This is a genomic window from Microcoleus sp. PH2017_12_PCY_D_A (assembly GCF_020738565.1).
Classification (GTDB): domain Bacteria; phylum Cyanobacteriota; class Cyanobacteriia; order Cyanobacteriales; family Microcoleaceae; genus Microcoleus.
The window spans coordinates 1-12143 of sequence record NZ_JAEQCI010000143.1 but is presented as its reverse complement, the minus strand read 5'-3'; the positions used below and the strand labels follow the sequence as shown (position 1 = coordinate 12143).

The 12143-nt window shown below is 47.0% G+C and carries 8 protein-coding genes; 2 read left to right on the top strand and 6 right to left on the bottom strand.

Annotated features, from left to right (window positions below):
- Positions 1 to 107: 107 nt before the first annotated feature.
- A complete protein-coding gene (locus JGK39_RS29255; RefSeq protein ID WP_293298431.1) occupies positions 108 to 4610 on the bottom strand; it encodes an NACHT domain-containing protein in 4503 nt (1500 codons plus the stop codon).
- A gap of 548 nt (positions 4611 to 5158) precedes the next feature.
- Here JGK39_RS29255 and JGK39_RS29250 point away from each other — a divergent pair.
- On the top strand, positions 5159 to 5515 hold the full coding sequence (locus JGK39_RS29250) for a hypothetical protein (protein WP_293147148.1): 357 nt from the start codon (positions 5159 to 5161) through the stop codon (positions 5513 to 5515).
- 112 nt (positions 5516 to 5627) lie between these two features.
- Here the strand turns inward: JGK39_RS29250 and JGK39_RS29245 are convergent, their stop codons facing one another.
- The 3 genes from JGK39_RS29245 to JGK39_RS29235 all read right to left on the bottom strand — a co-directional run bounded on the left by JGK39_RS29245 (position 5628) and on the right by JGK39_RS29235 (position 9283).
- A complete protein-coding gene (locus tag JGK39_RS29245) occupies positions 5628 to 6587 on the bottom strand; it encodes a YegS/Rv2252/BmrU family lipid kinase (RefSeq protein WP_293260844.1) in 960 nt (319 codons plus the stop codon).
- 222 nt (positions 6588 to 6809) lie between these two features.
- Positions 6810 to 7538 carry a DUF3891 family protein gene (locus tag JGK39_RS29240; RefSeq protein ID WP_293260846.1) on the bottom strand — a complete coding sequence of 243 codons (729 nt, stop codon included), beginning with the start codon at positions 7536 to 7538 and terminating at the stop codon, positions 6810 to 6812.
- A 188-nt stretch (positions 7539 to 7726) separates the two neighbouring features.
- Positions 7727 to 9283: a metallophosphoesterase gene (locus JGK39_RS29235; protein WP_366049356.1), complete on the bottom strand. Its 1557-nt coding sequence runs from the start codon at positions 9281 to 9283 to the stop codon at positions 7727 to 7729.
- 516 nt (positions 9284 to 9799) lie between these two features.
- On the opposite strand from JGK39_RS29235, the gene JGK39_RS29230 reads away from it, so the two are divergent.
- Complete coding sequence (locus JGK39_RS29230; protein WP_293260852.1) at positions 9800 to 11185, top strand: hypothetical protein; 1386 nt, start codon at positions 9800 to 9802, stop codon at positions 11183 to 11185.
- 330 nt (positions 11186 to 11515) lie between these two features.
- Here the strand turns inward: JGK39_RS29230 and JGK39_RS29225 are convergent, their stop codons facing one another.
- On the bottom strand, positions 11516 to 11914 hold the full coding sequence (locus JGK39_RS29225; RefSeq protein WP_293260855.1) for a DUF4342 domain-containing protein: 399 nt from the start codon (positions 11912 to 11914) through the stop codon (positions 11516 to 11518).
- A gap of 40 nt (positions 11915 to 11954) precedes the next feature.
- The coding region (locus JGK39_RS29220) for a hypothetical protein (RefSeq protein WP_293303155.1) at positions 11955 to 12143 on the bottom strand (189 nt) is incomplete at its 5' end.

Genomic DNA, 12143 nt, shown 5'->3' with positions numbered 1-12143 from the left:
CTACCCGTGCGCACTTCGACCCAAGAAACCGGGTTTTTGGCCGAATCTACTAGACACAACGAAGTATTATCGAAAAAACCCGGTTTCTGACTACCCGTGAGTAAATCCTACGATCGATTTTCTACAGCCCCTAAAGCTTTGATCGTGGCTTTTTCAACTTCCGTTAAACCCGTAACACCCGTGATATTCATCTCCTCATAAGGTCTTTCACTTTTCAGTATTTTGATGCACTCACCAGTCTCAAAATCCCAAATTATAATTGTGCCATCGCGACTGCAAGCAGCAATAATTTTTCCAGTTGAACTGAAGGCAACTGAGTTAATTCTACTGGTATGACCTTGCAAAATTTTGAGACATTCACCTGTACTGATATCCCATAATCTTACCGTTCCATCGACACTTCCACTAACAACTATTTCACCCGAAAAACTAAAGGCAACTGAACGTATCCAATCAGTATGCCCCTGTAAGATTTGAAGGCATTCACCGCTGCGGACATCCCACAATCTGATTGTTCGATCGACACTTCCAGTGGCAAGTATTTCACCGTTATGGCTAAAGGCGATTCCAGGTGCCCAATTCCTATGCCCCTGCAAGATTTTGAGGCATTCACCAGTATGGATATCCCACAGCCTCACCGTTCCGCCAAAACCTGCACTGGCAAATATCTCGCCCAAAGGACTGAAAGCAGCCGAGTGTACAGAATTGTTATGCCCGTCCAACGTTTTGAGGCATTCGCCAGTACCGATATCCCACAGCCTCACCGTTTGGTCATAACCTGCACTCGCAAGTATTTCACCATTTGAACTGAAGGCGATCGATCGTGTTTCATTGCCAAATTCTGGCAAAGTATGGAGGCATTCACCACTGCGAATATCCCACAGTTTCAGTGTTTGGTCGTAACTAGCGCTGGCAAGTATTTCACCCGAAGGATTGAAGGCAACTAAGTTTACCCGATCGAGATGCCCATGCAAGATTTTGAGGCACTCACCAGTGTTGACATCCCACAGCCTGAGTGTTTGTTCGTCATCGCCGCTGGCCAGCATTTCACCGTTTGGACTGAAGGCGATCGACCTTACTTGATTGCTATGCCCTTGCAGCGTATTCAAGCATTCACCGCTGTTAATATCCCACAGCTTCAGCGTTTTATCGTAACTGCCGCTAACAAGTATTTCACCCCCAGGATGGAAGGCGATTGACCCTACTCGATCGTTATGCCCTTGCAAAGTATTCAAGCATTCACCGCTGTTGATATCCCACAGTTTTGCTGTGCGATCGAAACTTCCACTGGCGAGTATTTCGCCATTGGGACTGAAGGCGATCGACCGTATTTGATCGAAATGTCCCTCCAAAGTTTTGAGACATTCACCGCTACCGATATTCCACAGCCTCACTGTTTCGTCGCCGCTTCCACTAGCAAGTATTTCACCAGCAGAATTGAAAGCAACAGAAAACACGTTTTTAGTATGACCGTACAAAATTTTGAGGCATTCACCAGTACCGACATTCCACAGCCTCACTGTTTTGTCACTGCTTCCACTAGCAAGTATTTCACCAGCAGGATGGAAAGCAACTGACAATACAACTTTAGCATGGTCTAGCAAAATTTTGCAGCATTCACCCGTGCGGATATCCCATAACCTTATCGTGCGATCGAAACTCCCGCTAGCGAGTATATTTCCATCTGGATTGAAGCTGACTGACATTACTGATTCGGTATGCCCCTGCAAAACTTTTAAACATTCACCAGTTTTGACATCCCATAACTCGATCGTTTTGTCATAACTGGCGCTAGCAAGTATTTTGCCGTCAGGACTGAAGGCCACTGACTCCACCACGTTGGTATGTCCTTTACAGGTCAATATTTCTCTGCAACTGCTAGCTTCCCACAAGCGAACTATGCCATCGCTATCACCTGTAGCTAACAATTTGCCATCAGGACTAAATATTACTGACCGAACACTGCTGAAGATTTTAGTAAAAGTAGAATTAGCTAAATTTGCTTCATCAAAATTGACGTGGCGCAGACTAGCATTTGTAAAATCAGCACCTAAAAGAACTGCACGAGAAAGGTCTTTTGCTTCTAACGCAGTGCGATCGATTTTTACCAACAGCGTCGCCGCATTCCCTCCCACATAACCTACCTCACTTTCAGTTTTTCCCCGCGTTGCTTCCACAATTTCTAATAATTCCTCCGTAGCTGCCCCTACATCGAGGCAGGGCCGGCACGAGGACACCGCCCCTACCATTGGTAACAACAAATCCATCACTGCTTTTGTCAGCGGCGCGTGTCCGAAACTCTGACGGAGTTGTCCTAAATCTTCAGCAACAAATCCCTGCAAAGCTGCGATAAGTTCACCCTTATTTCTCTTCTGGGCTTGCAACCGACAATAATTAGACCAAGCATATTTTTGAGGCCCTGCATTACGATCTAAACAAGACTGTTCCGGCGCAACTAATTCGGTAAAATCTGCTGCCAAAACTCCCAATTCTGCCGCAAATTTGTAAGCGACAAAAAACTCCAACAACGAACGGTGCGCCGGAGTATAATCGCCATCAGCATTGCGGATTAGCATCGTTTGACCCATCATGTCGTAGTGCCAGTGATCTAAGTCTTTTTCCTCTTGGACGATGGAACCAAATAAGCTGCGAATGCGATCGGGAAAACCGCGATAATTGAGGCTCATTTGGTCGGTAGACAGCATTTCCCAAGAGAGTTCGCACAAAAAGTAAAGCTTATCTGCTAGCGAAGTAAAAGTGCGTTCGGCTGTGATATCTCTCTCTATCTTCCGCCGCACCGCATACAGATATATCCGCGACATATCCACTGGTTTTCCAGCTTCAATATCGGGTAATGCTTCCAAAATTAACTCGGTCATCACCGGGCGCCGCGCTAAATCCAATAAGTGCGGGTTTCCCATCACTTTTTCGACAGTAGTTGCTTCTGTTTGAACTGACAGCGCTTGCCGAATTTGCTCGTCGTTAAATTTCTCTAATTCTAATACTTCAAATTGGGGAGTTTCGCCTGTTAAAATGGTTGTTGAAGCTTGCAGTTCTGCATTGAACAATGCCCGTCCTTCCTTGCCTTCAGGAAAGTGTTCGGTGCGGCAAGTCAGGATGACTTTCGCGCCGGGAACCACGGCTTTTGCTAGTTCCCAGAAGTTGTTGATGGTTTCTTGCCGATCGCACTTAGCGGCCATTTCATCAAAACCATCGAAAATCAACAGAAACTTGCCCATGCGATTAAGTTGTTCAAAGGCCGAATAACCCGCCAAAGGTATCTCGTGCTTCCGAAAGAAAAACTCGGAAAATAGCGACTCGACGCTAACTGCTTTCGCGTAATCTCTCAGCGGAATTACTAACGGCAAACGCGGACGTTCTAAGCCGCTCTTTTGAGCTTTTTTGTAGCGTTGTAGCGCCATCCAAGCATAGTGCATCGCAAACCAAGTTTTCCCCGTCCCAAATTCTCCTAAAACTGAAATATGCTCTTTTACGGGGTCATCCAACCACAGGTCAATATAACCTTCGATCCAGCCATCTCGCTCGCCATAATGACTCACGCCTATCTTGCGGTGAGTATCGGGGTCAATTTCTTCTTTTGTACAAGCTAGCGGCACATATTTGGTATCAATTTTTCGGCTGGTAATTTCAGTTTCTAGCCAATCCAAATAAGCGGTAAAATCGGCATCTTGATCGAGCAATTCATCGAAAGTATAGCAAGCTAGATCGCGATTTTCATCTTTTTCTACTTCATCCCGCGCGGCGCGACTGATGCGGCGGGCGGTGACTAACCAACCTTCATCGGTGCGCTGTCTTTCCACGGATTCGCGCAAGGCTAAGATGTCCCTGAGTCCAGCTTCTCCGGCAATTCCGCGCACTAAAATGCGATCGTACTTTTTGCGTCTCACCGGAACATTGATAATCAATTCAAAATAGTTATCTCCCCAAATTTCGTATTTCTCAAATTGATAATTTAGTGTTTCAAACCAACCTCGAACTTTTTGTGATAAAATAAAGGCTTGAGATTTTTGAATATTAGTTGATTCTGCGGCGGGAAGTGCGGGATAATCTTCGGATTCTAACCTTGCAAATTCAGTACGGATTCCTTCGAGAGTGGGAAGGCGATCGATGCGATCGAGTACCATAGATAGGCGTTTTTGCAAAGAGGCGATCGCATTTCCGACCATCACATCGCCGATCGATCTCGTCCGCTTTGCGACTTCCATAAACACGGCGGCAAATGCCATAAACTCCCGTCTGGGGTCAATGCCTAAATCTCGAAGTTCTTGGCCCAAAGCAGACTCATTGAGAAAGTCATCGCCTGCTTGAATTAAAATGGCTGGGCTATCGGACTCAAAGGCTTTACGAAATGCTGATTCAATCTCTTTTTGGCGAAACAGTTCTAAAATCTGCTTGGGTTTGCCAGCGCCGTACTCGACTAAAGTATAAACATAAACTCCGCTAAAATCGGCGGGCGGTGCATCGGGGTCGAGGTTAAATCTTTTTAATAATTTGATGACTGTTTCGTTGCGCTGAAGCTTGTCTTTGATGGTGCCGAAGGGAATGGCTGTCAGGAGGCTGATAACTAAGTCGAGACTAATTGGGATCATTTAGGCTTTCCTGTTTTTCCGTGGGAGTAACGCTCAAATCTAGAATCGGCAGGCTGTGTCCCTGAAATGCGCTGCGGCAGCAAACTGCTGTAATTTTATCTTAACGCATCAGCCAACTGTCGCACAGTCCGACAGTCCGAGATTTCCACAGATATTCGCACAATCCGACAGTCCGACAGGGGTTTAAACCCCTGTCTCATAGCGAAAGTCCTCTCAAGAGGACTGTGGAATCGTACTTTATTTAGTTATTTGATTCAACCCAGATATTGAATGATATCAAACCTGTTAACATCGGAATTATTCATCTCTCTCCGATCTTTCTCTGTGTTCTCTGCGCTCTCTGTGGTTAAATAATTCCGATCCAACCGAAATGGATATGATACTGTTGAACTATTGCAGCAAATATTAGCATTTCTCACTAGATATGACAACTATAAAATAGAGCAAAAACCGACATAAATTGTAGTAAAATTAACGGCAATATTAGTTGTTAGATCCTGAATGCAAAAGCTAAAATATAGATAACTTACAAATAAAACTTGCTATCTATGAAAATACAATCTTCCGTCTTAGTCCACCTAGGATTTGGCAAATATGTGCGATCCGATCGAGTCACAGCAGTAATCCCAATTGAAGAAGAACGCGGCCCGGGCCGGCGCACTTTCGTGCACGTAGACGGCGAAGCAGACCCGATCGTTGCTTCCCGCGCCGAAGATACAATTGTTCGCGATTTGGTGCAAGAACCGCGCGAAATAACTCAAGCTCGCCAGCAACAAGAAATCCTCCAAGATTTGCTGGCAGATTTGAACAATGTTAACGTCACCGTGCGCCGCATCAGTCGCGATGAAGGCGGACTCGACCTCGAACGTTTGGAACGCCGGATTCGGCAAATCTTAGAGGCCTAAAAACAAAAGATGGTTCGTAGTGAGGACTTTAGTCCTTCTTCGCTAACACTTGAGTTCTGAGGACTGAAGTCCTCACTACAAACCTTATTATGGATTTGTCTAAAAGTTAATTCTATTTCAAAACAACTTCAATGTCAGCTAAACCTGTCAGTTTTTCCACGGGTATCTCTTCTTCAACTCGCGGTATGAAAATAGTTAAACCTCCGGGAATGCACTCAATAGAAAGCGGAGTCATGCCGACAATTTCCCCGTCTACTACCACTTTTTGAGCAGGATCGGCACTAATTTTTACTTTTTTGGCGCGCAAATAACCGATGTCGTCGCGATCGGTAGGATTGCCGCTCAAAGCTGTTTGCAAGAGGTGATAAGAAGCTGCGATCGCCCCAGCTTTATTTTGAGGCGCCACCAGGGTGATGTCCAGCAAGCCGTCATCAACAATAATCCCCGCCGGGCCTTGAGCTAAAATGGAGGTAGGCGGCGCTGCATTCGCTACTGTCACGGCCACAGCAGTAACGGTGATGATTTTATCTTCGGTTTCGATTTCGGCTTCAAATCTTTCTAAATTGTTTAACTGTTTGATTCCCGAGAGAATGTAAGCCAGCATTCCCCACCGATTCTTCATTTCGCGATCGGCCATTTCGACAGTTTCCGCCTCAAAACCCACTCCAGCTAACAAAACCATCGGCATTTCACCGTTGCACATCCCCGCATCCACCACCCGCGTCAACCCTCCCAAAATAGTTTCGCAGGCGGCTTCAATTGTATTTGGAATATCTAAAGCATTCGCAAAAGCATTTGCAGTTCCCCGCGAAATAATTCCTAAAGGGATATTTGTCCCCACAATGGCGCCCGCAACTGCTGATAATGTCCCGTCCCCCCCGGAAGCAATAATTGCCTCAACTCCTCTCTTCACTGCTTCGCGGGCGAGTTGATCTGCGTCTATTTCTGGCGTTGTCAGCCGAATGTCTAAGTCAATAAACGGCTCTAACATTTCTTGAATTGTCGCTAAGTCTTGGTCGGGGTCGCTGTTGCCGGCGACGGGATTGAAGATTAGGCAGGCTGAACGTTTCATAGTTGGTAATTGGTAATTGGTAATTGGTAATTGGGAATGGGGAATGGGGAATGGGGAATGGGGAATGGGGAATGGGGAATGGGGAATTGGTAATATTATTTCCTGTTGAGCTACAACAATTAAATTGGTTTGTAGTGAGGACTTTAGTCCTTATAAAGTTATGAGGACTGAAGTCCTCACTACGAACCTTGAACGGTGCAGTCTTTCTGCTATTTGGTTTGATTAAGACTTGACAAAAGTCCACTGTAACTGTTTTTTATGAGCTTTGTGCAGTGCTTCCTTGATTTCCTTGTTGCTGTCGAACTTGACTTTATCCAAATAGGATGCTTCGACGTTAACAGTAAACTTATCGTCTTCAAAAGGCCAAGGAGTTACTGTCACCAGTTCGTTGCTGTTCTGTACAATATCGTAGCGCTTGCCGTCCGGGCCGACGCTAATTTCTAAAGCTCGTTCTCCGGCGGGCAACTCGCCGCTGCAAAGAATTAATGATAGCCGATCGCACCACTGGAAAAAAGCATAAGCCGATTCTGCCTCTTCCTGAGAAATCTTCAACTCCTCGCGCCACTTTTTTTGGTTGGCGAGTTGTTCGTCCAAAAATTCGTTGAGTTCCTTCGACTCTCCCCGCTTACCTTCGTTCAGAAAGCTCATGTGCATCGAAATCAGCATTGCTACCCACCTACCGCGATATAGGGAATTCTCGGTCAATCCTCGCATCTTAGGCACAGAAGTTTCCGTGCTCAAGGTAAAGTCTAAGGGCGCGCCGGCTTGGGTCAAGATATTTTCTTCCCATTCTTTCTCTAAATCGTCGTGGTGAGAAATCGCGGCTATGGTTTCGTAGAGGCGAACCGGAGATTTCGATCGCTTCCACTGTCCGCCAAGTTGGGCGGCGAGCAAAGCGTGGGCGCGGTGGTAAATAATTTCCCAGCCGGTGGGAGTTAAGTTAGCAATCATTGAATTTTTTTCCTGAATTAAGTTGAGTGCAAAAATTGAATATTTCCGCGTTTGAGACAATCGAGAGAGTTTAAAACTCAGGAATTAAGCCTTTGGCTTCGGGAAAACACTATTTGGCTCGTAGTGAGGACTTCAGTCCTTCTTAATTTTTGCGGACTGAAGTCCTCACTACCAACCTAGAAACGAAGTTAAATCACAAAAGGTTCGATCGCGATTTCCTGCCATTTACCCTCAAATCGTTCGACAACCAAAGGTCGGATTCGGAACTTCGGGGGAGTCCCGTCAAGAACATCAATCCGCAAACACGAATAAGGACGGCGTTTGTGGGAACCTTGGCCGCTGCGGCCGACAAATAGCAAAGATTCCGCTATCCGCCGGCCGCCTGTTTCGGAACCGGGCGCCAGCGCCAGCCGATAAGCTTCCGGGTTCGATGCTTCCTGCAATATCGGCCCTTCCGGGCGCTGGCGCCGCAGACTGTGGCCGCTTCCCCCGCAGACAATCCAATTAATCCCAGAGTCGCCGTGTCCGGTATCCCCAGTCCGCAGGTATTCCAAACAGTGGGCGTGGCCTGTGAGCACCAAATCTACTAGGGGACGCCCCCGCGCCTCCTCCCCAACTGCATCGGCCACCGCATCGAGAACCTCGCGCAATCGCAGCCGAACTGCCAAAGTTTGAGCTTGATTCCACTTTGTCGCCTCGGTGACGTAGGGGGGATGGTGCAAGTACATTACCCGCCCCCGCACCTGAGAATCGCCCCAAGATTCAATCAGTCGCCTTTTGAGCCATTCGAGCTGTTCGACATCGGTGTCGGCTTTTCTGTCGGGCGACAGTTGTTTGTCGATATCCATCAGCATTTCGTCAACTTGCTCTAATTTGGCGCCCAAGTCGTCTAGCTGTTCGGCTGCTTCGGGAATTTCCGGGTTTAGCCGATCGCACATTTCGAGCATTTCCAATTTTTCTTTTTCCAACTTTTGCCGATCGAGTTCCAAATTTTGGCGGCGAATCTCGCCCTCAGAGGTTTTTGGGATCGGCAACGGTTCGTTAAAGGTATTGGAGTCGAGGGCGAAGAAGTCGATGCCGCCGCTGCGAAACGTGTAATAGCGGTTGGGTAAGCGGGTAAAGCGTCCGGGTTGGTAGCGGAGGCAGCGGCCTGTGCTGGTGCTGGCGGTGTAGTGGGCGTCTAGGTGGCGATCGAGTTCTCCCGGCAATTTGTGAGCCCTCAGGTAGTCGAGAAAGGCTTTAGCGTAGGCATTTCCGATCTCGGAACCGTGCCAGCCCACATCGAGATCCAACTTGGAACCCAGCAGCCTCCGCAGCGGCCAAGCAGTCGCAGACAGAATTCCGTAGAATATGGGCAAGTCGTAGTAGTCGTGGTTTCCCGGTACGGGCAAAAACGGAAAGTTGAACACCATGCGATCGTAAGCAATCCGAGATGGTTGCTCGCCGCCGACGATAAACTCTCGGTAGGGGCGAATAAAGTTTTGCAAGTAATATTCGCTGGAACCAACCAGATAAACTACATCGCCCGTATGCAGAGCAAAACGGCAACTTTGCCGTTCCGAGAGCATCTGTTCGGCAACTTGGCGCTCGGGGTTGTGGCCGCGGTGGTTGCCGGTGCCGCTGTCGCCTGCAACTAAAAACGAAAATTCTGGACTGTCGGCGGTTCGATCGTCCAAAACCATCTTAGTTTGGTCGATTCCCCGATCGGCGATCGACTTTTCTTGCCACCGCACCCGCTCGTTCATTTTGCGGATTTTGACTGTTATTCGCGGGTCGGACACGAATTTCACGCCACCTAGTCTCCCAAATTGCTCAGTTCCTAGTTAATCTTGCAGCGATCGATCGAGTTTTTACCTCTGTCTAAAAGCTGAACATCGCCAAAGATAAAGGTGAACATCGCCAAAGATACCAGTACCATTGCTCGTATTTTCACCCCGCTTCTCAAATTCAACTATTGTCAAAAAAGTCTTGTCACAAAAGCATCCTGACCCGAAAGCGACAGCCATACTTAATGTCAGGTGTAATTGATGATACCGATCGCCCGACTTCTGCAAATCGCCGCCAAATTTTGATTTTTTAATTAGCCCGCTTCTCGCTCTCCCTCTCCCACTCTCCCCCTCTCCCCCTCTCCCACTCTCCCACTCTCCCCCTCTCCCCACACTCGGCAATTTTTCACTCAGGAGCGATGGCACGATCGCAGCGCGTTTTGATACCATGCAATCAAGCCCAAGACAATCAGGGAATGTAGTGGAGGTGCGTAAATGGAGCTTTTCGGAGAACAAAAACGGTGTCTCGATGCTTTGGTAGCGTCGATCGAGCAATTGGGAGGTCGAGTAGACATTCCCAAGCAGGAGCAGATAGCAGAGCTAATCATTCAAACCATGAGGGGGCCTTGGCGCTACTTTCACACGTCGGAACATATTTTTGAGGTCGGGGGGTCAGTCGATCCGATCGAGGTGCTGGCTGCCCTGTTTCACGACCTCGTGTACGTGCAAGTCGATCAGGGTGTGAGTTTCAATATTAGCAGCGCCCTTTGTCCTTTTGTCCAAGAGGTGCGATCGCAGTTAGTGATTAGAGATGAAACCGAACTGCCCGACGATACCATGTATCACCTCGTGGCCTGTGTCTTTGGGTTTGTTCCCGGTAAAACTCTCTCTCCGTTTGCCGGCCAAAACGAATTCTTGAGTGCCGTAATTGCTGGCAAATCTTTGGAGCCTTTTTTGTCAGCAAGTACGATCGCCCAAATTGCCGCTTGCATCGAAGCTACTATTCCTTTTCGTCCGCTTTCGCCCAGCGGTTTGAGCGCGATCGAACTTTTGCACCAGCGGTTGGTAACTGTAAATCGCGATTTGGATTTCGGATGGACTGATACCGAAATCGCAGAAATTGTCAAGCGTTCTGTCAGGTTAGCAAATCGGGATGTAGAGAATTTTGCCTCGCCAAATTCCTCTAATTTCTTAGACAATACCTGGAACTTGATGCCAGAAACCAACCACGAATTGAGCAATGTCAATTCCTATACCGTGGGCGGATATCGCAAATCTCTGCAAAAAATGGAAGGATTTTTGAACTTCCTCAAACCCGAACTGGTTTTCCAGCAGTTTATGCAAGAGCCGGACGATGAAACCTACGCTAACATGATTGCCCAAACTCGAAAAAATATCGCAGTCGCCAAACTTTATCTAGGTATCAAACTAATTACGATCGCCATTTTAGAAGCTCTTTCCTACCGTTTGGGGCGCGACATTCCGCTTTCGACGATGATGGGAGAATTGCGCGCACCAGGATTTAAAACATCGGCTTTGGAAGATTACTTGCCCAACAGACAAATCGCTTACCCCTTAGAAAGTCAGTTGGAAAAAGAGGTTTTAGATTTGTTAGCAATAGGACGCAATCAAGAATCTCCCTATGATATTAAAAACTCTCCCGTGGCTACGTTTATTATCAAATCTATCGGCTTTGCGGAAACCGAAAACTTTTTGAAGAAAGCTCAAGAGTTTTTTGCCGGTCACATTTCGTCGGAAGAGTTTCTGTCTTACTGCGCTCCCGATGTCATCGAGACCATTTCCTCCGGGGTTATGAAACTCTTTGACAGCAGGAAGACGGCTTTAGGGAAAGTTAAGTTAGCTCACCAAACAGTTTCTTAGGAGCGCGAATTAAATAATTTACACTCGCCGATTGTGGGATGGGCGTCCCGCCTGCCCTTTCTGGACGGGCGGGACGCCCATTCCACAACAAGCATAAAAATTGTAAGTTATTTAATTCTCATTCCTTAGCCGATGTTTGCAAAATCGCGACTTACGCACAGCCTAACTTTGTAGGTGCGCCAGCCTTACACCTTACGCCTATAATTCCCGCGTAAAAACACTTTTTGCGTAAGTCATGATTCACAAAAAGAGGACTAAAGTCCGAACGATCAAACCAGCTTTATGACAGGAAATTAACCGAACATCAGCATGACTGGCCTTGGCAATTTTTCACTCTTTTCTTTCAATTATAATCGTCATGTGAGCGACTAATGCGCCGATCGCTCCTACTGCTGCAATTACTGGGAACAAAGTTGCACTGATGACTCCGCCCACTACTCCCACCGTCAGAGGAACTTCTACCAAAATTCGTCCCTCTTCATTTTTGATAATCAGGCGCCGGATATTGCCTTCGTGAATCAGCTCTTTAACTTTAGCAACCAAATCCTCGCCGTTAATTTTCAACTCCTCAACGCTAACTTTATCCTGAGTATAAGCAGGGGTTTCTAAAGGAGTCGCATCAAAGTTAACCTCAGCAACTTTTTCGGCAGAAACTTTTCCAGATACAGGTATAGATTCGAGTTCTCTGGCTCCGACTGGTTCTTGTAGGCGGTCTGTAGGTGTGTCCATTTTTTGTTCTCCTTTTCGGTAAAAGTATTTTTGTATAGAATTAATTAGAAATATAACACGCAACTTTTTGTCCATCAATCATACTTTTGGGTGATATTAAGGCATTTATGCTGAGGTACCTCGATCGCCTCAGAAACCGGGTTTCTGGGAAGATTTCTCGTTGAGTAACTAAAAAAATCGTAGAAACCCGGTTTCTCACCCCCCACGTGCGGAAGCTATACCTCAGAAA